The 21,906-nt window shown below is 42.3% G+C and carries 19 protein-coding genes; 7 read left to right on the top strand and 12 right to left on the bottom strand.

The genetic code is table 11. The features are described from left to right. Positions 1-34: 34 nt before the first annotated feature. The gene (locus tag QYT14_RS14500) at positions 35-1,507 is read left to right on the top strand and encodes a DUF3943 domain-containing protein (RefSeq protein WP_288324878.1); all 1,473 of its coding nucleotides are present in this window, start codon (positions 35-37) and stop codon (positions 1,505-1,507) included. Positions 1,508-1,511: 4 nt separating this feature from the next. Here the strand turns inward: QYT14_RS14500 and QYT14_RS14495 are convergent, their stop codons facing one another. Next, positions 1,512-2,090: a Crp/Fnr family transcriptional regulator gene (locus tag QYT14_RS14495; protein WP_237038515.1), complete on the bottom strand. Its 579-nt coding sequence runs from the start codon at positions 2,088-2,090 to the stop codon at positions 1,512-1,514. Between the two features lie 354 nt (positions 2,091-2,444). Here QYT14_RS14495 and QYT14_RS14490 point away from each other — a divergent pair, with 354 nt between their 5' ends. Next, a complete protein-coding gene (locus QYT14_RS14490) occupies positions 2,445-3,923 on the top strand; it encodes a capsule assembly Wzi family protein (RefSeq protein WP_288324877.1) in 1,479 nt (492 codons plus the stop codon). Positions 3,924-3,928: 5 nt separating this feature from the next. After that, positions 3,929-4,339 carry a lipocalin-like domain-containing protein gene (locus tag QYT14_RS14485; RefSeq protein WP_237038517.1) on the top strand — a complete coding sequence of 137 codons (411 nt, stop codon included), beginning with the start codon at positions 3,929-3,931 and terminating at the stop codon, positions 4,337-4,339. A gap of 110 nt (positions 4,340-4,449) precedes the next feature. Here QYT14_RS14485 and QYT14_RS14480 read toward each other — a convergent pair whose 3' ends face one another. Then, the gene (locus QYT14_RS14480) at positions 4,450-5,883 is read right to left on the bottom strand and encodes an aspartate ammonia-lyase (RefSeq protein ID WP_237038518.1); all 1,434 of its coding nucleotides are present in this window, start codon (positions 5,881-5,883) and stop codon (positions 4,450-4,452) included. Between the two features lie 492 nt (positions 5,884-6,375). Beyond that, the gene (locus QYT14_RS14475) at positions 6,376-7,266 is read right to left on the bottom strand and encodes a YitT family protein (RefSeq protein WP_237038519.1); all 891 of its coding nucleotides are present in this window, start codon (positions 7,264-7,266) and stop codon (positions 6,376-6,378) included. A 338-nt stretch (positions 7,267-7,604) separates the two neighbouring features. Here QYT14_RS14475 and dapF point away from each other — a divergent pair, with 338 nt between their 5' ends. The 4 genes from dapF to QYT14_RS14455 all read left to right on the top strand — a co-directional run bounded on the left by dapF (position 7,605) and on the right by QYT14_RS14455 (position 13,016). Next, positions 7,605-8,447: a diaminopimelate epimerase gene (gene dapF, locus QYT14_RS14470; RefSeq protein ID WP_237038520.1), complete on the top strand. Its 843-nt coding sequence runs from the start codon at positions 7,605-7,607 to the stop codon at positions 8,445-8,447. Positions 8,448-8,494: 47 nt separating this feature from the next. After that, on the top strand, positions 8,495-9,724 hold the full coding sequence (locus QYT14_RS14465; RefSeq protein WP_237038521.1) for an LL-diaminopimelate aminotransferase: 1,230 nt from the start codon (positions 8,495-8,497) through the stop codon (positions 9,722-9,724). A gap of 62 nt (positions 9,725-9,786) precedes the next feature. Next, entirely contained in the window at positions 9,787-10,512 is a 726-nt protein-coding gene (locus QYT14_RS14460; protein WP_288324875.1) for a hypothetical protein, read from the top strand. A gap of 314 nt (positions 10,513-10,826) precedes the next feature. Continuing rightward, on the top strand, positions 10,827-13,016 hold the full coding sequence (locus QYT14_RS14455) for a glutamine synthetase III (RefSeq protein ID WP_288324874.1): 2,190 nt from the start codon (positions 10,827-10,829) through the stop codon (positions 13,014-13,016). Between the two features lie 109 nt (positions 13,017-13,125). Here QYT14_RS14455 and bioD read toward each other — a convergent pair whose 3' ends face one another. The 9 genes from bioD to QYT14_RS14410 all read right to left on the bottom strand — a co-directional run. After that, a complete protein-coding gene (bioD, locus tag QYT14_RS14450) occupies positions 13,126-13,770 on the bottom strand; it encodes a dethiobiotin synthase (RefSeq protein ID WP_288324873.1) in 645 nt (214 codons plus the stop codon). A gap of 21 nt (positions 13,771-13,791) precedes the next feature. Continuing rightward, positions 13,792-14,547: a malonyl-ACP O-methyltransferase BioC gene (gene bioC, locus QYT14_RS14445; RefSeq protein ID WP_288324872.1), complete on the bottom strand. Its 756-nt coding sequence runs from the start codon at positions 14,545-14,547 to the stop codon at positions 13,792-13,794. 32 nt (positions 14,548-14,579) lie between these two features. Beyond that, complete coding sequence (locus QYT14_RS14440) at positions 14,580-15,230, bottom strand: pimeloyl-ACP methyl esterase BioG family protein (protein ID WP_288324871.1); 651 nt, start codon at positions 15,228-15,230, stop codon at positions 14,580-14,582. After that, positions 15,227-16,387 carry an 8-amino-7-oxononanoate synthase gene (locus tag QYT14_RS14435; RefSeq protein WP_288324870.1) on the bottom strand — a complete coding sequence of 387 codons (1,161 nt, stop codon included), beginning with the start codon at positions 16,385-16,387 and terminating at the stop codon, positions 15,227-15,229. Before QYT14_RS14435 ends, QYT14_RS14440 begins: the two co-directional genes overlap by 4 nt. Before the next feature lie 41 nt (positions 16,388-16,428). Beyond that, positions 16,429-17,694 carry an adenosylmethionine--8-amino-7-oxononanoate transaminase gene (gene bioA, locus QYT14_RS14430; protein WP_288324869.1) on the bottom strand — a complete coding sequence of 422 codons (1,266 nt, stop codon included), beginning with the start codon at positions 17,692-17,694 and terminating at the stop codon, positions 16,429-16,431. A gap of 47 nt (positions 17,695-17,741) precedes the next feature. Continuing rightward, entirely contained in the window at positions 17,742-18,698 is a 957-nt protein-coding gene (gene bioB / locus QYT14_RS14425; protein WP_237038531.1) for a biotin synthase BioB, read from the bottom strand. A 12-nt stretch (positions 18,699-18,710) separates the two neighbouring features. Beyond that, the gene (locus QYT14_RS14420; protein WP_288324868.1) at positions 18,711-19,001 is read right to left on the bottom strand and encodes a hypothetical protein; all 291 of its coding nucleotides are present in this window, start codon (positions 18,999-19,001) and stop codon (positions 18,711-18,713) included. 213 nt (positions 19,002-19,214) lie between these two features. Beyond that, complete coding sequence (locus QYT14_RS14415) at positions 19,215-20,621, bottom strand: alpha-amylase (protein ID WP_288324867.1); 1,407 nt, start codon at positions 20,619-20,621, stop codon at positions 19,215-19,217. A gap of 17 nt (positions 20,622-20,638) precedes the next feature. After that, the coding region (locus QYT14_RS14410) for a glycosyltransferase (protein ID WP_289826377.1) at positions 20,639-21,906 on the bottom strand (1,268 nt) is incomplete at its 5' end.

The raw sequence follows: 21,906 nt of genomic DNA, 5'->3' as shown, positions 1-21,906 counted from the left end.
GAGAAATCCGGCTTCCATCCTAAATCCTGACGAAATGAAAATTCAACAAATTGCATTAGTCTGTCTTCTGGTTTTAAGCAATGGCAGTGGGGCGGCACAAGTACTCCACCACCCCGATTCCATCTATACTTTCACCGACCCTCACATGCAAAAAAAGTATCCGTGGCGTGCTGCCGCCGAAACATTCGGCATGAATGTAGGAGTATGGGCATTCGACCGATATGTGATGAACGAAGATTTTGCAAAGATTAGTATCAACAGTATCCGTCGCAATATCAAACACGGCTTTGTGTGGGACAATGACCAGTTCTCCACCAATCTGTTTGCACACCCTTACCATGGCAATCTCTACTTCAATGCTGCCCGCAGCAATGGATTGAACTTTTGGGAATCGGCACCATACGCTTTTGCCGGAAGCCTGATGTGGGAAGTTGCAGCCGAAGTGGAACCACCTGCCATCAACGACCTGATGGCAACCACCATCGGAGGTATTGCACTCGGCGAAATGACACACCGCCTGTCTTCATTGGTACTGGATGACTCCAAGCGTGGCTTCGGACGATTTACCCGTGAATTCTTGGGAACTCTAATCTGCCCCATGCGCGGAATCAACCGTATGATAACAGGTGAGATGTGGAAGGTGAAACGCTCCCATTACAAATATCATGACTACGAGCGCATTCCTATCCAATTCTCTATCAGTGCCGGCGACCGCTATCTAGCAGACGACAACTACCTGTTTCGCGGAGAGCACAATCCCTATCTGGAGTTTCGAGCAGTCTACGGCAACCCTTTCGACAAAATAAATGATGCTCCTTATGATTATTTCACTGCTACAGCCACGCTGGGTCTTTCTCCCAACCAACCGCTTATCAGCAAGATTAACCTTTTAGGAAAATTATGGGGACTGCCGCTGAAGACCACTACCGGCATGGAGATGATGTTCGGAATCTTCCAACATTTCAATTATTTGGATTCCGAAGAAGTCATTGACGGTTCGGGACGCATTCCGTATAAAATATCGGAAGCCGCCAGTGTGGGGCCCGGCATCATCTATAAATTTCCACGCATGAACAGCCTTGTCAATTTGGAACAGAGTGTATTTCTGAGTGCTATCCTGCTGGGCGGCAGCCTGACTGACTATTATAATGTCATTGACCGTAATTACAATATGGGTAGTGGTTATAGCGTAAAAAACAAAACCCTCCTCGACTTCGGACGTTACGGACAGTTTGCTCTCAACCTACATCTCTACCAGATTTTCACCTGGAAAGGATACGAACATAAAGATCTAGAAAACACCGATCCACTCTATCTGAACGCGCAGGGAGACAAAGGAAACGTAATGCTGGCTGTAGTCAATCCGCTTATCGAACTGAACTTAAGCCGGCACTTTAAAGCAAACATGGAAATCTCTTATTTCTACCGACATACACACTACACCTATCACAAAGATGTACAATATAAAACCTTTGAGACGCGTGTGGGACTGTTATACCAATTCTAAGAAATTAAAGCAATGACGAACGGACACGGCTCAGTGTTTCGGGCGTCATTTGCAATAAAGAGGCAATGTACACCAACGGAGCTCTTTTCAATATCTCAGGATGCAGACGAAGCAATTTATTATACCGTTCATGAGCCGGCTCAAATCGAAGTGTATCGGCTTTGACCTGCGACTCTATCAATGAGTGCTCTATGAATTTGCGATAAAGTTGTTCGATATCATTATATTTAGAAGCAAGCTCTTCTACCTGATTCTTAGGAATTTCCCACACTACAGAAGACTCCAAAGTCTCCACCATCAGGCGTGTAGGTTCTTGTTTGAAATAACTCTCGATACAAATAATCATTCCATTTTCATAGCCGATATGTTCGGTCAGGTCTTTGTCATATTTATAGTAGAACTGTCTGAGCAATCCTTTTTCAATAAACAACATAGCCTTGCATACTTCTCCCTCCTTCAACACAATTTCTCCTTTACGATACTTCTTACACACCACAATCTCAGCCAATGCGTGCACACTCTCCCTGCTCAGCGGGTAATTGACTTCGGCTATTTTACGAGCTATCTCTATATTTGTCGTCATGTGTCTTCTCTTTACGGATTTTGTGCAAAATTACAAAAAAAGTTGGATGAAAAATGATAAAGCCTAAAATTAAGTTGGCTTTGTTCTACCAAATAGTTTTTTTTATATACTTTTGAAACAAAATAGTAATCTACCCTTTTTATGAAACCATTAGGCAGTTTTGTCATATTGGGCCTGACAGTGGCACAAAGCCTCATCGCCCCATCCAATCACAACGAAGATTCAGTCATGACACGCCTTTAGAAAGAATTCACGGCTTCAGAAAGGGAGCACGGCTTCAGAAAAGAAGCACGGCCTCAGGAAATGCTTAACCCATTTCCCACAAAACATAAAAACAACATAATTAAAAACTAAATGAAGAAAATACAGCTATTTTTATTACAGGGCTTGTTATCATCTGTTCCTCTATATACCCTTACTGCACAAACCACGACTCCGACCACTCATTATTCAGTGGAAACAGGCATTGTGGCAGGAGACGGCGACTACAGTCCATTTTGGTTTACGGCCAATCGGCAGGGGTTATCCTCTATAAAAACGGAGAACGGATATCTGCGTGCCGGCATTTTCCATTCACAGGCATTTGGCAAGCATTTTACATGGAAAGCAGGGCTAGACTTAGCCACCGCCTATAACTACACTTCTTCTTTCGTTGTTCAGCAGGCCTACGCCGACCTGAGCTATCGGTGGCTAAATCTCAGTATCGGAAGTAAAGAACGTACACCGGAATTGAGAAACCCGAAACTGAGTACCGGAGGACTGGTAGAATCAAACAGTGCCCGCCCTGTACCACAAGTACGCATCGAGATTCCCCAATATATATCTGTTCCCGGGACCAAACGCTGGCTACACATCAAAGGTCATCTCGCTTACGGAACTTTCACAGACAATAATTGGCAAGAGGACTTTGCCCGCTCCGGAAATTTATACACTAAGGATGTGCTTTATCATAGCAAATCTTTCTTTATGAAAGTAGGAAAGAAAAAATCCTTCCCATTGGAACTTGAAGCAGGTCTGCAAATGGCTGCCCAGTTTGGCGGAAAACAATATGTAGAAGGGCAGAAAGAACCCATTATGACAATGCCGTCAGATTTTATGGACTTTATCCGTGTATTGATTCCGATGAGCGGAAGTGACAATGCCATGGAAGGTGAGCAGATAAACAAGTACGGCAACCATGTGGGCAGTTGGAATATCGGACTTACCGGCTATGTACAGAATTGGAGAATCAAAGCATACTATGAGCATTTCTTTGAGGACGAATCGCAAATGTTTTTTGGTTACGGCCCTTGGAAAGACGGACTATTGGGAGTAGAAGTCACCCTTCCGAAAAACCGGTTCATTGATACCTTTGTATACGAATGCATGGGCAGCAAAGACCAGACAGGGCCTATCTTCAACGAAGGTTTCCGGGGAAAATTTGAACAAATCAGTGCCAAGGACAATTATTACAACCACTATATTTATCAAGCATGGCAGCACTGGGGCATGGCCATGGGAAATCCGTTGTTTACCGGCCCTGTCTACAATAAAGACGGTAGAATAATGTTTGCCAACAACCGTATAAATGCACATCATCTGGGCGTTAGCGGCACTCCGGGTAAAGAGTGGGCGTATCGGTTGTTACTCACCTACTCCAGAAACTGGGGAACGTATGACAATCCGTTTGATGATATGAAGAAGCAATTCAGTTCACTGCTGGAAGTCACCTATTCACCCGCCCAATGGGATGGATGGAGCTTCAGCCTGTCAGGAGCTATGGACAGAGGTAATTTACTAGGAAACAATTCGGGCGGAATGCTTGTCATCCGCAAAACCGGCTTAATAAAATAAGGACTATGAAACAAATTATATTATGTTTATGCTTACTGCTCGGTGTATTATGCAGTTGCGACAAGAAGCCTATCAACGGAAAATTGGACGGAAGATGGCAATTAATGACAATAGAATATAATGACGGAAGTATCAAAGAATGCGAACGTATCTACTGCAGCATCCAGCTTCATACAGTAGAACTGATGGATAAGGGCACTAATCCTTTGACATTGATGGGGCACTTCTCCTCTACCGATGGAGTAGTGATGGGTGAATTTAAATATCAGACTAATATGGAGGCAACTGCTACCGAAGAGGACTTGAACAGATTCGGGCTAAATACCTCCGTCACACATTTCGAAGTGGAAAAAGCAACCGGCAGCAAAATGGTTCTGAAATCAGACTATGCCCGACTCACCTATCGGAAGTTCTAGAAAAGCCAATATGAATGAAAAAAGGGATGTGTCAAGATGATAGCTTGTTTTCATTTTGACACACCCTTTTTCTTTTAATCAACATGATACTTCAAAATAGCAATGCTTGATTAGCGTCTTGCCTGTATATCCAGTTTCACGGGATGCAACATGTTTTCAGGGCTCAGAATAGTATCCAACTCTTCTTTATTTAAAATTCCATGTTCCAACACCAAGTCATAAACGCTCTTGCCTGTTGCCATCGCTTCTTTGGCAATCTTCGTTGAGTTCTTATAACCGATAACAGGATTCAAGGCTGTTACTACACCAATACTATTATGCACATTCATTTTGCAATGTTCTTCATTGGCAGTGATACCTTCGATGCAACGTGTACGCAATGTCTCCATACCGTTTATCATCAAGTCAACAGATTCAAAGCAGCATTGGGCCATAACCGGCTCCATTGCGTTCAGTTCCATCTGGGCTGCTTCACCGGACATGGTTACACACAATTCGTTACCGATTACTTTATAGCAAATCTGATTCATTACTTCGGGAATAACCGGATTCACCTTACCCGGCATAATAGAAGAACCCGGTTGCATGGCCGGCAGATTGATTTCTCCCAATCCGCAACGCGGACCACTGGCAAGCAAGCGCAGGTCATTACATATCTTATTCATTTTCACGGCCACTCTCTTCAAAGCTGACGCATAACCCACCAGACATGATGTGTCCGAAGTCGCTCCGACCAGGTCGGCAGACAGTTTAAAGTCAAATCCTGTGATTTGGCTCAATGCCTCCACGCATTTCTCTGCATAGCCCGGTTCGGCACAAATACCCGTACCGATAGCAGTAGCTCCCATATTAACAGTCAGGAAATCCTCGGCAGCTTGGTTAAGGTGCAGAACTTCATCTTTCAAGATACTTGCAAAACCATTGAATGTTTGCCCCAAAGTCATAGGCACGGCATCCTCCAGTTGTGTACGTCCCATCTTAATGACGTGTGCAAATTCTTCCCCTTTCTTACGGAATGCTCCGATAACAGATTCCAAATAAGGAAGAAAACGAAGATTTTCATAATACATACCGATATGGATGGCAGTAGGATAAGCGTCATTGGTAGACTGTGAACAGTTTACATGGTCATTGGGAGAACAATATTGATACTCTCCACGCTTGTGTCCCATAATTTCCAATGCACGATTGGCAATCACTTCATTGGCATTCATATTGGTTGTCGTACCCGCGCCACCTTGAATCATGTCTACAGGAAACTGTTCGTGATGCTCACCGTTTAAGATTTCCTGACAAGCCTGTACAATGGCGTCTTTTTGTTCCTTAGTAAGCAGGCCCAACTCATAGTTGGCCATCGCAGCAGCCATCTTAGTAATGGCAAGGCCGTTGATAAACAACGGATATTCATTAAGGTGGAATTTACTGATAGGGAAATTTTCAATTCCTCTAAGTGTTTGCACACCATACAAGGCATGAGCCGGAATTTCACGAGCACCGATTAAGTCACTTTCCACACGGGTTTCTTCTGTAAGTTTTGTTTCCATGATTAGGTTGTTTTAATATGTTATTTCTTTTTCATACAGCAAAGGTATAAACTAACATTTTGATATCAAAATATATTTCGATATAAATTTATAGTTTTATTTTAGCCACTAAAAGCGCAATATCAAGGCTAACAAAATATCATAATGACAGTTCAGCACGTTACACTCTCTTATAGGTTATTAAAAGAAATACAGATATTCCCCCCAACTCATTCCATTAGCCGGGCTAAGCGTTTTCGCCCTTTCGATTATGCCTGTCTGTCAGTCGAATTACTACAGTCTTCGGCAGTGGACTGTATAGTCCGTTACAGTGGACTGTACAGTCTGCTATAGTGGACTGTACAGTCTATTACCGGAGTCTGTAATAATCTTCCGTTTAAAAAGCCTTGGCTGACCATAAGAAACGGCTTACTCTTCCGTAAAGACACAAAAAAAAGGCATCCGCAATACGGACACCTTTTCCTTGTTCTTATATTCTCTCTATCTCCTTGATTATTTTACTTTAATTCTATCAAAACCTTCGCCAAACACACCGATGACAGCACTCTGTGAAACAAAAGCATTCGGGTCAATGTCCTTAATCAAACGGAAAATAGTAGTCGATTCACGTTTCTTTGCCAACACAAACATCATTTTAACGCCTGTGCCTGTATAGCAACCGACACCATCAATGAAAGTCACTCCACGGTGCAAATCCTTATTGATGCGATGACCTATTTCCTCATGTTTCTTTGAGATGATAAAGAACTGCACAGACTGACGGGCACTGTTTACCACTTGGTCAAGCACAAAGCTACATATATATAAGGTAGCAAAACCATATACCACCTTTTCCCAATCGTGCAATACAAGGTAACTGGAAGAGATAATCACCATATCCGTCATCAATATCACGCGTCCCAAGGTAATATCCCGATATTTATTAATAATAGCAGCCACAATATCCGTTCCCCCGGAACTGCCGTTAGCCGAAAATGCCACTCCAATACCGCCACCACAGAAAGAAGCACCGATAACACATGCCATAAATGGCTGGTCATGCAATAAGTGCAACCCTGCCGTTGCTCCCTGAATAATAGGAAGAATGGTCGTCATGGTGAATACGGCAAAAATTGTCTTTACACTAAACTTCCATCCCAAAACAATCAAGGAGGCAACCAACAATGCACCATTTATAGCAAAATAAGTATACTGTACATTCACCCCGGTTGCCCAATATACAATAGAAGCAATACCCGGCACACCACCTGTTGTGATGTCGTTAGGCAACAAAAAGACGGTCCACCCGATACTATACATCAGCATACCGAGAGCTATCATCATATAATCTCTCATTTCTCTGATAACTCGTTGTTTACGCGTCGTAATAAAGACTGACTCCATGTGATTTTTTCTTTTATATTATAAATTTTCGGCAAAAGTACAAAAAGATTAAATCACTTCGCTCGAAAAAGGATTATTTTTCATGCGAAAAAAAGATTTAGGATAATCACCTTCTCATATTCAAACCCTAAAGGATAAACAGTGTTACAGTTTACTTATTTAGCCCTACGATTAATTACAAATTAAAACGATAAACAGGGAATATTGTTTCAATCTGCTACATACAATTAAGAAAACAAGAAAATAGAAAGGCAAATAGTACATATAAAGACAAAAAGATATACCTTTGCCTAAAATTAAAAGCAAAAGAAAGAGATACCAACAAATCAAACTACAAAATGGCAAATACAATTAAATTCACTAAGATGCAAGGAGCCGGCAATGATTATATATATGTAAATACATTGCTTTATCCTATAAAAGACCCGATAAAGGCTTCCATCAAATGGAGTAATTATCATACAGGCATCGGTTCTGACGGATTGGTGTTGATTGACAAAGCAGATCAAGCGGATTTCAGTATGCGGATTTTCAATGCGGACGGTTCGGAAGCTATGATGTGTGGAAATGCTTCCAGATGCATTGGTAAATATGTATACGATAATAAGTTGACCAATAAGACCGAAATAACATTGAAAACAGCATCGGGAATTAAGGTGTTGAAATTGCACATTGACAAAGACCGGGTTGAAGAAGTTACCGTTGATATGGGAGTTCCCCTTCTTTCCAACCCCAAACAGATTATGACCCAAGATGGAAAGATGCTGGCAAAACCTGTCAATGCCGGCGGAAAAGAATACAAAGGAACTTTTGTTTGTATGGGAAATCCTCATTTGGTTATTTTCGTAGATGATATAAAAAATGTAAATTTGCCGTCGATTGGACCTTTATTAGAAAATGGCCCTTTATTCCCGGAGCGCACAAATGTAGAATTTGCAGAAATTCTGCCCGACCATTCGATTAGAATGAGAGTTTGGGAAAGAGGTTCGGGCATCACAATGGCCTGCGGCACTGGTGCGTGTGCTACCGCAGTAGCTGCTGTGTTGAACCATAAAGCCGGACGAAAATCTTTAGTCAGAATGGACGGAGGAGACCTCCGTATACATTGGGATGAAACGAATGGACATGTGTATATGACAGGCCCTGCAATAAAAGTATTCGATGGTGAAATAGAAGTTTAAGAGAAAATTGATAATGGAATATTTAAACAAACTATAAAACAACCAATATGGCACTTGTGAATGAACATTTTTTGAAGCTCCCCAACAATTACTTGTTTTCCGACATAGCAAAAAAAGTAAATGCATTTAAAGTTTCCCATCCGAAAACAGATATCATTCGCTTGGGAATTGGAGATGTGACCCGGCCATTGCCTAAAGCATCTATTGAAGCAATGCACAAAGCTGTCGATGAATTGGCACATCAAGAAACGTTTCACGGTTACGGCCCCGAGCAAGGGTACGACTTCCTAATTGAAGCTATCATAAAAAATGATTTTACCCCACGAGGCGTTCATTTGGAACCCGGCGAAGTATTTATCAGTGATGGTGCTAAAAGTGATACAGGCAATATAGGTGATATCCTCCGGCATGACAACAGCATAGGTGTAACAGACCCCATCTATCCTGTCTATATTGACTCCAACGTGATGTGCGGAAGAGCCGGCGCCTTAGAAGATGGCAAATGGAGCAATGTGGTTTATCTGCCTTGTCTAAGCGAAAACAATTTCATCCCTGAAATTCCTGACAGAAGAATAGATATTCTCTATTTGTGCTATCCGAACAACCCCACCGGCACAGTCATCAGTAAGGCCGAACTGAAGAAATGGGTGAATTATGCTTTGGAGAACGACACGCTGATTCTATATGACGCTGCCTATGAAGCCTATATCCAAAACCCTGATATTCCACATTCAATCTATGAAATAAAAGGGGCCAAGAAAGTGGCTATAGAGTTTCGCAGTTTCTCGAAAACAGCCGGATTTACAGGAGTGCGATGCGGATATACCGTTGTGCCTAAAGAACTGACTGCCGCAACGCTTACCGGTGAACGCATTCCCCTTAACAGAATGTGGAATCGTCGTCAATGCACAAAATTCAATGGGACTTCTTACATCACCCAACGTGGTGCTGAGGCAATCTTCACTCCTGAAGGCAAGGAACAAGTCAAAGCTACCATTAACTATTACATGGCCAATGCACGAATAATGAAAGAGGGGCTGGAAAGCACCGGTCTGAAAGTGTTTGGTGGAGAAGACGCTCCCTACCTATGGGTAAAGACACCCAAAGGCATCAGTTCATGGAAGTTCTTTGAACAGATGCTATATGAAGCCAATGTGGTAGGTACTCCGGGAGTAGGGTTTGGCCCCGGCGGAGAAGGATACATTCGCCTCACCGCCTTTGGCAAACGGGAAGACTGCGAAGAAGCCATGAAGAGAATCAGAAAATGGATATTATAATAAATCAAGCTACAATACAGGATACGGATACTTACTGTTATTAACTTTAAAAGTGAAGAGTAATGAAAGAAAACTTTAAAAGAGCAGTGCTACTATTGAGCATAACAATAGCACTCCCCACAATCAGCATTGCACAAGAGAAAATTGAAACAGACATCAGTGCCGACCTGGTCAGCGGATATATATGGCGCGGACAAGATTTAGGGAATATAAGTATCCAGCCGACTTTATCTCTATCCTATAAAGGATTCTCATTGAGTGCATGGGGGACTGTAGGGTTTGAAGGAAAAGACACAAAAGAACTTGACCTCACACTAGGATATACTACCGGTGGATTCAGCATTTCGGTCACAGACTATTGGTTTGACGGCGGACCGGGATATTTCCATTATGGTTCCAATCATACAAACCATACCTTTGAAGCACAAATGGGATATGATTTCGGTCCTTTGGCCATCAATTGGTATACAAACTTTGCCGGCTATGACGGTATAAACAAAAATGGTGACAGAGCTTACGCCTCTTATGTTTCCATCGCCGCTCCTTTCAAATTGGGAGGTCTGGACTGGACAGCCGAGATAGGCGCTACTCCGTGGGCTAATGATTTTTACAATGCATCCGAAGAACTGGATTGCAATGGTTCAAACGGCTTTGCCGTAAGTGACATCAGTCTTCAGGCTAGTAAAGACTTAAAGATAACCCAATCCTTTTCTGTTCCGGTTTTCGCTAAGCTGACGTGGAATCCCAGAACAGAAGGTACTTACTTCGTATTTGGATTAAGCCTCTGAATGTGAGGCGCTGTAATAGAAAAAGAATTAAAGCACAATACATAGGCATTAGTTTTTATAGGTAAAAAGATTGCTATATACAAAATACAAATACTCTTCGTATTCGCGTCAGTGAATACAAGATATCACCCCTATAATACGGAATATGATAAGTTAGAAGCATTATGAATATATTGTTTCTTCCGAAACAGGTTTCATAAGAGCAGATTCTCTCTGCCCTAAGTATGAGAACACCCTAAACAATAGGACAAAAGCCATATTATAAAAGGATTATTCACTCTAATATATTTCACAACTAAACAAATTTAGGTATTATGTCAAAATTAAGATTCCGAGTAGTAGAGAGTGCTTTCAAAAAGAAAGCAATATCCGTAGAGATTCCAGCAGAAAGGCCCAGTGAATACTTTGCCAAATATGTATTCAATCGCGAAAAGATGTTTAAGTATCTGCCCAGTAGCGTTTATGCGAAACTGACGGATGCAATGGATAATGGTGCCCCACTCGACCGGAGTATTGCCAATGAAGTGGCCACAGGCATGAAGAAATGGGCAACAGAACTAGGTGTCACCCACTATACCCACTGGTTCCAACCACTGACCGAAGGAACTGCCGAGAAACATGACGCCTTTGTAGAACACGACGGTAAAGGTGGTATGATAGAAGAATTTTCGGGTAAATTGCTTGTTCAGCAAGAGCCCGACGCTTCCAGTTTTCCCAACGGAGGAATCCGTAACACTTTCGAAGCGCGCGGGTATAGTGCCTGGGACCCTTCATCTCCTGTATTCGTAGTGGACGATACCTTATGCATTCCCACAGTATTCATCGCCTACACCGGTGAGTCTCTTGATTATAAAGCTCCACTATTAAAAGCCCTAAGTGCCGTAAACAAAGCAGCCGTAGAGGTATGCCACTACTTTAATCCTGATGTAAAAAAAGTAGTTGCCTACCTGGGATGGGAACAAGAGTATTTCTTGGTGGATGAAGGACTTTATGCCGCACGCCCTGACCTGCTATTGACCGGACGTACTCTGATGGGGCACGAAGCCAGCAAAAATCAACAACTGGAAGATCATTACTTCGGAGCCATTCCTACTCGTGTAGCCGCTTTTATGAAAGACCTCGAAATCCAGGCGCTGGAACTAGGTATTCCTGTGAAAACACGTCACAATGAAGTGGCTCCCAACCAGTTTGAACTGGCTCCCATCTTTGAAGAATGTAATCTTGCCGTAGATCACAATATGCTCATCATGTCATTGATGCGCAAAGTCGCCCGCAACCACGGTTTCCGCCTTCTTTTGCATGAAAAACCTTTCAAGGGAGTGAACGGTTCCGGCAAACACAACAACTGGTCACTCGGAACCAACACCGGAGTTCTGCTGATGGCTCCCGGCAAAACAGCCGAAGACAACTTGCGGTTTATCACCTTTGTAGTAAACACACTGATGGCTGTTTATCATCACAACGGTTTGCTGAAAGCTTCCATTATGAGTGCAACTAACGCACATCGTTTGGGAGCCAACGAAGCACCTCCCGCCATCATTTCTTCTTTCCTCGGCAAACAACTCACACAAGTACTCAACCATTTGGAAGAAAGCACGAGTGATGATCTTTTCTCATTAAGCGGCAAACAAGGCATGAAACTGGATATTCCACAAATCCCCGAATTGCTGATTGACAATACTGACCGAAATCGGACGTCGCCTTTCGCTTTCACAGGTAACCGTTTTGAGTTTCGCGCCGTTGGTTCAGAAGCTAATTGTGCCAGTGCCATGATTGCCCTTAACACAGCCGTAGCCGACCAATTGGCGAAATTTAAAAAAGATGTAGACAGACTGATTGAGAAGGGTGAACCGAAAATCTCTGCCATTATCGAAATTATTCGCCAATACATCAAGGAATGTAAACCAATTCGTTTTGATGGAAACGGTTATTCGGATGAATGGAAGATAGAAGCTGCACGTCGTGGTCTGGATTGTGAAACCAGCTGCCCGATTATCTTCGATAACTATCTGAAGCCCGAAAGCATTGCCATGTTCGAAGCAACCGGTGTGATGACCCGAAAGGAACTCGAAGCCCGCAATGAAGTAAAATGGGAAATGTATACAAAAAAAATCCAGATTGAAGCCCGCGTGCTTGGTGACCTTGCCATGAACCATATCATTCCTGTGGCAACCGAATACCAGAGCAAATTGATTGATAATGTATATAAAATGAAAGAGCTTTTCTCAATGGAGAAAGCCGAAAAGTTATCTTCTGAGAACATAAAACTTATAGAGGAAATAGCAGAACATACAATCTTTATCACAGAACACGTAAACGCAATGATAGAAGCTCGTAAAATAGCTAACAAACTGGAAAACGAACGCGAAAAAGCAATAGCATACCATAACAACATCTCCCCTATGTTGGAGGATATACGTTATCACATTGACAAACTGGAACTTATAGTGGATAATCAAATGTGGACATTACCTAAATATAGAGAATTACTTTTTATCAGATAAGCACCCTATTATCTATTTCTTTTGTTGGTTGTTTTAAGTTTGCGAAGAGGAGCGTCGTGAGACGGCCCTCTTTCTCATTGATTATAGAAAGAGAGACCGTTTATCTTGTTTACAGACAAGGCACTTTCACAAATTCCGCTTCAGGAAAATGCTTTTCCATATAATGTCGTATATAGTTCTCCGTGTCCAACTGTATTATTTTATCCTCTCCTTCCGGATAGAGATTATACATTACCGTATGGAGCTTGATGCCTCTGCGCTCTATGGCTTCAAAGCTGAGCAGTGTATGGTTTACACTCCCCAAACGGCCCGAAGTGACAAAAACCAACGGATAACCGGACTGTTGAATATAATCGATTGTCAAATAGTCTGGTGTAAGCGGAACCATGAGCCCTCCTGCCCCTTCCACCAACACGGCATCAAAACGTTCACTCAGTATGCTTGTGGCATGATTAATCTTATTGAAGTCCACAGCACGCTTGTCTATGCGTGATGCCAAATCGGGAGATGCCGGATAAGAGAATATCTCAGGTTTTGTCCACCCCTGCTCATCTTCCGGCAAATATTCCATCCCCATCAGACGGCGGTGAAGCTCGATGTCTTCAGAATAACCGGCCGGATTACCTGTTTGTATAAATTTCTGGGTAATCACATTTATTCCTTTCTCCTTCCACACACGTGCGAGATAAGCAGTGGCATAACTTTTTCCAATATTGGTATCTATGCCGCTGACAAAATATACATTTTCTTTCATCGTTTTATCTGTTTTTCTATATTACGGTTTCTTTTGGGCTATGATATAAATAGGATGATAAGTCAATGTGACAGCATTGCCACAACTAAACAACCGTGTGTATTTATCGCAAAACTTCTGCAAATCACCTTTTGTCCATGCCTGCTGTCTGACAGCAGTCACTCCCGTATGTTTCAGATGATAAAGTACACTAAGTGGAGTATCGAATGTCAGACGAATATGCTCCTCACCGGCACTGACTATATTATAATGTATAGACAAAGAGTTTTTCAGTTCCTCCAAAGAATAATAATGCAATCCGCTTCCGGTCAAGGCAGTTATCTCTCTCAAATTCTCTTTTCCGAAAGTACTGAAAGCGAAATATCCGCGGCTTGACAACAAGGCATTGCAACGTTCGAAAAATTGTTCAGGAGAGACAAACCACTGGATAGCAGAACAAGAAACAATCAGGTCTTGTCCCGAAGGAAAAGAGAGTCGCTCTGCATCACCGGGAATAAAAGTTACTTGCCTGCCGGACAGTAAGTCGGCAAAACAAGTGCTCATCTCGTGACATATATCATTCAATATCATTTTTTCAGGGTGAAAAGTGTGAAGTAACGGACGAGTCAGGAACCCGGTTCCACTACCTATCTCAAGCACATGCCGGGGACGTGCAGGCAAATAGTGTGCCAACATATCGTTCATGCGATATGCTATCTGTTTCTGTGCCGTGGCTTCACGATTATAGCTTTCTACGGCACGTGAAAATCGGCGTGTTATTAATTGTTTGTTTATCATATCCATTTATTGTTATGCTTATCGGAATTGCATTATCCACACACTATGTTTCGTAAAAACACATCAGAATAATGAGCGATGTCTTCTTCCTCTATCTGTACTCCGAGTTCACTCCATGCATTCTTTTGGTTAGCCGGAATAAAAATCAAATCCCCCTTTCCTACCACAGCTTTACTCCAGAAAAATCGGGCAGGTGCAAGACTCTCTGCCTGTCTTGCTATAAGAAAGAGTTCTTCTTTCACATCTTCAATGAAACGATGGGGACTTTTTGAAAGGAAATCACCCAAGAGCGAAGCAGAACCACACATACGACGACAAAACTTTTTCAACGTAATGTCATTCAATCCTTTCAATGTTCCTTCATAAATAGCAATAGGAATACCTCGTAAATCATCGACAGGGGTTACAGTTCCGTTCACAGCCACACTTTCTGAAATGGGAAGATGAAAATGACTCAATACTTGAGAAGCAGCCCACACTCCCATTGACCAGCCTACTACACGGATATCTTCATATCCCTTCAGCAAAGAGAAATCAAAGTCAAGTGAACGATAGTCATAACATACAAGTAAGTCACTGCCTATCGGATGATAATCCTCAAAAGGATGTTCATCCATTCCCCAACCGGCAAAAAAGACGGTAAGCGAGGAAGAATAATGTCGCTCTATAAAGTACTGTTTCATTGTTTTTTTATATTTGTTATCAACTTCTTTACCTCGTCCTCGGTAAGTGCTGCTGTCAGTGAAAAACGAATGCGCGAAGTGCCTTCGGGCACTGTAGGCGGACGAACCGGAAGGGCATAAAATCCTTTACGCTGCAACTCTTCAGCCTTTAAAATGGTTGCAGCACTCTCCCCTATGGTCAGCGGAATAATATGACTGGTGGAGGGACATTCATATCCGGCATCAAGCAATCCTTCTTTTAGCAGACAAGAAATATGTTGCAGATGTTGTCGCTTGTCATGGAATTCCGCCAAGCGTTCAAGAATGAAACACGTCCACATCAAATTGACCGGTGGAAGAGCTGTCGTGAAAATAAGTGTACGCATCTTGTTAACCAAATAATCATGTATCGTTTTTGAACATACAATATATCCGCCAACCGAAGCCAATGCCTTACCAAAAGTTCCACACAGAAAGTCAATCTCTCCGATACATCCTTGTTCTTCAGCACACCCCAATCCACGCTCACCTCTTACTCCGATGCCATGTGCTTCGTCTACATAAAGCAAAACATTATTATATTGACGTTTCAGCATCACCAGACGGTTAAAATCAGCCTCATCACCATCCATACTGAAAATACTCTCGGTTACCACAATAATCTTCTCATACCCGGCATGATGAACAGATAACAATTGTTCCAGTTGATCATAATTATTATGTCGGTAACGAATACATTTTGCTTCAGACAGACGAATGCCGTCAATAATGCTGGCATGCACCAGTTTGTCGGCAAGAATCAGTGTATGAGCATTACTCACAGCAGGCAAAATCCCTATATTCATGTGGTAACCACTATTAAAAACCAATGCACTCTCTTTCCCGAAAAGCCCGGCCAAGACCTCCTCCAAACGAGTGTATATATCAAAATTACCGGTCAGCAAGCGAGATGATGAAGCCGAAGGCAGAAAACTTTCAGGAGTAAGCGTTTGCAGAAATTCAGCACGCAAGGCAACATCTGTTGTCAGTCCCAAATAATCATTAGAAGATAGATTCAACATTATGTTACCATCTACTATCACCTCCCTGCCACAATGGTGAGTAGCAGGCAGTCTGCGCAAATTGTTCTTACTCTCCAGCAAAACAAGCTCCTGTTCCAAAACTTCAAATGAACTCATATTTTCTATACTTATATCATTTCTTCACTTTCATAGAGACGTTACAGTTCTCCCACTATCTTCACCAATGCATGAGTCAATCTGCTCAGTTCTTCGGGTTGAATGATAAAAGGCGGCATGATGTACACCAATTTTCCAAAAGGACGTACCCATACTCCTTCTTCCACAAAACGCTTCTGCATGTAAGCCATGTCTACAGGCTCTTTTACCTCTATCACCCCGATAGCTCCCAATACACGCACATCCGCCACTTGCTGCAAATTCTTGGCCGGCGACAGTTCTCGTTTCAATTGCTCTTCTATTGCCTTTACTTTTTGCTCCCATCCACAGGATAGCAACAGCTCTACCGAAGCCCGTGCAATAGCACATGCCAAAGGATTTCCCATAAACGTGGGACCATGCATAAATGCCCCCGGATAACCGTTTGATATAGTACCTGCTACTTCATCACTGGTAAGCACAGCCGAAAAAGTCATATATCCTCCGGTGAGAGCTTTTCCTATGCACATGATATCAGGCTGCACGTTTGCGTGTTCCCATGCAAAGAGTTTTCCGGTTCTTCCGAAGCCGGTCGCTATTTCATCAAATATCAATAATAAATGATATTCCTTACACAATTTCTCTGCCTGTCGCAAATATTCAGGATGGTAGAAACGCATCCCTCCGGCTCCCTGCACCACAGGTTCCAAAATCAATGCAGCCAGTTCTTCGTGATGTTCTTCCAAAACCTTTCTGAGAGGCAGTATATCTTCTTCTCTCCATTCTCCACCAAAACAAGAACAGGGAGACGGCACGAAATAGCGAATAGGCAATGCTGATCCGAAAATGCTATGCATACCCGTCACCGGGTCGCACACCGACATGGCATTCCATGTATCCCCATGATAACCTGAACGTATCGTAACAAAGTTATTTTTATTCTTTCTGCCTTGTGCATACCAATACTGAACAGCCATTTTCAACGCCACTTCCACGGCCACCGAACCGGAATCGGCATAAAAAATCTTCTGCATACGCGGCGGCACAATCTTTAATAATAATTTACCTAGCTCAATAGCCGGTTCGTGTGTCAGCCCACCAAACATCACATGACTCATCCGGTCTATCTGTTCACGAGCTGCACGATTCAACACCGGATGATTATATCCGTGTACCATGCACCACCATGAGGACATTCCTTCTATCAGTCTTCTGCCGTCCTCCAACTCAATATACACTCCTTCTGCCCGTTTCACCAGATAAGTGGGAAGCGGATTGGCGGTTGATGTATAAGGGTGCCATAAATGCTCTTTATCAAAATTATCCATATTGTTCATTTAATCTCTTTTTTCTTCGGTCTCCCGATGTCAGGAGCTCAATGGGTATAACCCGAGTCTTCCAACGCCTCTTCACTATCCGAAACGTCTAAGCCCTGTGTGGTCAGTAAACTTCCGACAATCGATGCATTAATTCCTATGTGCAACGCTTTATTTACGACTTCCTTAGACAGATAGGAACATCCTCCTGCAAAACGGAGATATGCCGTAGGATTAATAAAGCGAAACAAGGCAATCGTGGTCAGAATTTCATCTTCTGTCAAACGAGCCATGTGCTCTAAAGGAGTACCCGGAATAGGTTGAAGCAAATTAATGGGGATAGACTGAATATCCAGTTGCTGCAAAGCAAAAGCGAGTTCAATACGTTGCTGAACGGTTTCACCCATTCCGATAATACCACCACTACACACCTCCATTCCTACCCGGCGCGCTGCAAGCAAGGTATCTATCTTTTCTTGCTGGGTATGGGTGGAACAAAGAGAAGGAAAAAATGAGGCTCCGGTCTCCAGATTACAATGATAACGAGTAACTCCCGATTCATACAACCGGCGGAGTTCTTCCTCATTAAGCAATCCCAATGAGGCACACAACTTAATCCTAGAATACGAACCTATATATTTAAACGTCTCGCATAATTGTTGCATATCTTTCTTACCGGGTTTCCGCCCACTGGTCACCAATGATAAACGATCTATGCCATAAAGTTCGTTGCATAGCGCTTCTCTCATACAACTCTTTTTGTCCACTAAATCATAGACATCTGCTTCGGTTTGATAGTGTGCCGACTGCGCGCACCATTTACAGTCCTCCGAGCAACGGCCTGATTTGGCATTAATGATAGAGCACATATTAAAAATATCCGAAGCCATTTCGTGCGTTATCACATGGGCAGCCTCATAAAGTTGCTCTTTATCAGCTTCTATAGCCAACCATTCAGCCTCTTCAACGGTAATTTTCCCACCATTTAATACTTTGTTTTTAAGTTCGTTCAGCATTGTTTTTAACTGTTAATGACATAAAAAGGCCGGAGAGAGAATGCATTGCACGCTCTTCCGGCCATATAAATAATATAAATAAGAAAACAATAACTTACCACCAGTCACACAACGTGACCGATTTAAAGATATTATCTCCAAAATAATCAATGAAAGTATCTTATCCGCCACATCCCTATCAGGCGATTCCCCTTCTTTTTCATCAGTTCTATCCTGACGACCTACTGTGGATAAGACACACACGTTAGATTGCTTTTTTAAAGCAATTTCAACGATTCCTTTTTTCAAATAGCCAATTACCACACTCTTTCCCAAACTGCAGAATATAGCATACCCTTTTCTACTCCATCGGCGGAAACGTATGATTTGCAATTTGGATATTTGTCTTCTCATATGGTATTACTTTAATAATAGTGCGGCAAAGGTATGCAAAAGGAAAACACGAGCCAAATAAAAAGCCCGTTTACTTTCAAAAAGCAAACGGGCTATTGTCATAATAATAAATAAGTCAATATCTTATCCTTCTTTCTTCGGTGTAGCTTTCTTAGCCGGTTCCTTTTTAGTAACCGTTTTCTTGGCAGCTGTTTTCTTAGCTGGTTCTTTTTCCGCTTCTGCAGCTATTTTTGCTTCAGCTTTTACCAATTTAGCTTGTAATCTTTCAACTTCCTTGTTCAATGCTACCAGTTCCTCGCCTTGGTTCTTAATAGTGGTAAGCAATGAGTTCAGCTCTTCATTATCCATATCAACCGGATATAACGAGTTTACACGGCTGATAAAGTCACCCAATATATTCATATAGTTGGTGAAAGCATCGTACGGAGAATCATAAATACCACGGTTGATATTAATGCCCGTATTCTTGCTAGTCATGAAACGGAAGTTGTTACTTGCCTGCAAATAATCCCAGTCCTGCTTAATGCGACGGTCATTGCACAAGTGCACACGTTCTGCCACACTATATAATTTATTGAATGCTTCACGTTGCATCACATTACCCAACCATGGGCTGATATCGCGTTCTTCATCTGTCCATGACATTGGATAAGGAACGTCTATCTGGTCTACAGATTTCAGTTTGGTAACGATTTCTGTTGGAGTAGAGAAAGTAATGCCTCTATCTTTCGCACATATCGGCAATGCTTTCAGGAATTCCAAGATATTGGATGACAATGACTGTGCCATACCCAAAGCGGAAAGTTCCATAAATATATTGATAACTTGTTCTTCTTCGGGCAATGCTGCAATCCAGTCTACATATTTATCTGCAAACAAAGGATATTCGCTCCAATCAGAGTTAGAGAACCGTAAACTGATATCATCGGACAGTTTGAAATCACGAAGCAACAGCTTCAAGTTCGGATTCATGGCACAATGATACAGATAATGAGAACTCTTCCAACCCAAAATATGCTTTGCACCTTCAGTCAACATACCCTTGAAGCCCATATCGGCTACAATTGAACCAATCTCGTTTGAGTAAATCAAACTAGAGTTACGGAACACTTTCGGCGTTTGGTTGAAAATTTGCTTAACCTTCACACGCATACGTTCCACTTCTTCGCGGAAGCAATCTTCATTAGCCAATGAAGAAAGACCATGTGAATAAGGTTCACAAAGGAATTCACAGCAACCTGTATCATTCAACTGATGCAACAGTTCAATAACTATCGGAGCATGAATTTCCAATTGTTCCAATGCTACTCCCGAAATGGAAATAGCCACCTTGAATGCGCCCCCGTTGGCTCTTGCCATTTCAATCAACGTATTCAGCGCAGGAACATACGAACGTTCAACCACTTCGTTAATGGCTTGCTCGTTGGCATAGTCATCATAATAATAGTGGTCGGTGCCTATCTCGAAGAAACGATAGCGTTTCAAATGGATAATTTGATGTATCTCAAAGTAAAGACAGATTGTTTTCATATCTAGTGTGATTTTTATTATTTACCATAGTTTTTTAATACTTCCTCATAAAGAGCACGGATACGCAATCCGACTTTTTCCCATGTAATACCATCCACTTCCTTTTTACCCTCTTCTTGCAGGTAATTAAAGAGAGATGGATAAGTACAGAGTGCATAGATGGCATCTGCCATTGCATGTATATCCCAATAGTCTGTTTTTATCACATTGGTGAGGATTTCTCCACAACCGGACTGCTTGGATATAATAGAAGGAGTACCACACTGCATAGCTTCAAGAGGAGCAATACCAAACGGTTCGGAAACCGAAGGCATCACAAACACGTCACTTTGTTTATAGGTTTCATAAACCTGACGTCCACGCTGGAATCCCGGGAAATGGAAACGGTCTGCTATACCACGTTCCGCCACCATATTTATCATAGCATTGAGCATATCGCCCGATCCGGCCATCACAAAACGAATATTACGAGTACGTTTAAGCACTAATGCTGCCGCTTCTACAAAATACTCGGGTCCCTTCTGCATAGTAATACGCCCGAGGAAAGTAACAACTTTTTCTTTTGAATGGTCAGGTCGTGGAATATCCTGATATTCTTGTGACAATGGATAAACCGCATTGTGCATCGCAAAGCACTTACGCGGATCTTGATGATACTGATGGATAACAGTCTGACGAGTCAACTCAGACACACACATGATACAATCCGCATGATCCATACCATTCTTCTCCATAGCATAAACCGTAGGATTTACTTTACCGCGAGAACGGTCGAAGTCAGTGGCATGCACATGAATACACAAAGGTTTTCCACTGACCATCTTGGCATGTACACCGGCTGGATAAGTCAGCCAGTCATGGGCATGGATAATATCAAATTCTTGTTGGCGTGCCACTACACCGGCAATAACGGAGAAGTTATTGATTTCTTCGTGCAGATTCGACGGATAACCACCTCCAAATTCCATACAACCTAAATCATTGACGTGCATATAAGAAAAATCGGCGTAAATATGGTCACGGAAAGCGTAATATTGTTCCGGCGTCATATAAGACGGCAAACGCTCTTTGAGATAGTCATAATTCACATCGCGCCACACAATGGGCACTTGGTTCATTCCTATGATGTTTAAGAACTGTTCCTCTTCACCACAAGGTTTCGGCATACAGAAAGTAGTTTCCACATCGCCCTGCAAGCTTAGTCCTTTTGTTATACCATAAGAAGCTACGGCAAGACCACCATATATTTTGGGAGGAAATTCCCATCCAAACATTAATACTTTCA

It is taken from the genome of uncultured Phocaeicola sp. (assembly GCF_948499155.1).
Classification (GTDB): Bacteria; Bacteroidota; Bacteroidia; order Bacteroidales; family Bacteroidaceae; genus Phocaeicola; species Phocaeicola faecalis.
This window is presented reverse-complemented; position numbering and strand designations above follow the sequence as displayed.

Coding starts and splice junctions, on each gene's coding strand:
- QYT14_RS14480 (WP_237038518.1), bottom strand. CDS start 5,883: ATGGAAACAAAACTTACAGAAGAAACCCGTGTGGAAAGTGACTTAATC.
- QYT14_RS14495 (WP_237038515.1), bottom strand. CDS start 2,090: ATGACGACAAATATAGAGATAGCTCGTAAAATAGCCGAAGTCAATTAC.
- QYT14_RS14440 (WP_288324871.1), bottom strand. CDS start 15,230: ATGAAACAGTACTTTATAGAGCGACATTATTCTTCCTCGCTTACCGTC.
- QYT14_RS14465 (WP_237038521.1), top strand. CDS start 8,495: ATGGCACTTGTGAATGAACATTTTTTGAAGCTCCCCAACAATTACTTG.
- QYT14_RS14435 (WP_288324870.1), bottom strand. CDS start 16,387: ATGAGTTCATTTGAAGTTTTGGAACAGGAGCTTGTTTTGCTGGAGAGT.
- QYT14_RS14500 (WP_288324878.1), top strand. CDS start 35: ATGAAAATTCAACAAATTGCATTAGTCTGTCTTCTGGTTTTAAGCAAT.
- QYT14_RS14485 (WP_237038517.1), top strand. CDS start 3,929: ATGAAACAAATTATATTATGTTTATGCTTACTGCTCGGTGTATTATGC.
- QYT14_RS14460 (WP_288324875.1), top strand. CDS start 9,787: ATGAAAGAAAACTTTAAAAGAGCAGTGCTACTATTGAGCATAACAATA.
- QYT14_RS14455 (WP_288324874.1), top strand. CDS start 10,827: ATGTCAAAATTAAGATTCCGAGTAGTAGAGAGTGCTTTCAAAAAGAAA.
- QYT14_RS14475 (WP_237038519.1), bottom strand. CDS start 7,266: ATGGAGTCAGTCTTTATTACGACGCGTAAACAACGAGTTATCAGAGAA.
- bioA (WP_288324869.1), bottom strand. CDS start 17,694: ATGGATAATTTTGATAAAGAGCATTTATGGCACCCTTATACATCAACC.
- bioB (WP_237038531.1), bottom strand. CDS start 18,698: ATGCTGAACGAACTTAAAAACAAAGTATTAAATGGTGGGAAAATTACC.
- bioD (WP_288324873.1), bottom strand. CDS start 13,770: ATGAAAGAAAATGTATATTTTGTCAGCGGCATAGATACCAATATTGGA.
- QYT14_RS14490 (WP_288324877.1), top strand. CDS start 2,445: ATGAAGAAAATACAGCTATTTTTATTACAGGGCTTGTTATCATCTGTT.
- bioC (WP_288324872.1), bottom strand. CDS start 14,547: ATGATAAACAAACAATTAATAACACGCCGATTTTCACGTGCCGTAGAA.
- QYT14_RS14415 (WP_288324867.1), bottom strand. CDS start 20,621: ATGAAAACAATCTGTCTTTACTTTGAGATACATCAAATTATCCATTTG.
- dapF (WP_237038520.1), top strand. CDS start 7,605: ATGGCAAATACAATTAAATTCACTAAGATGCAAGGAGCCGGCAATGAT.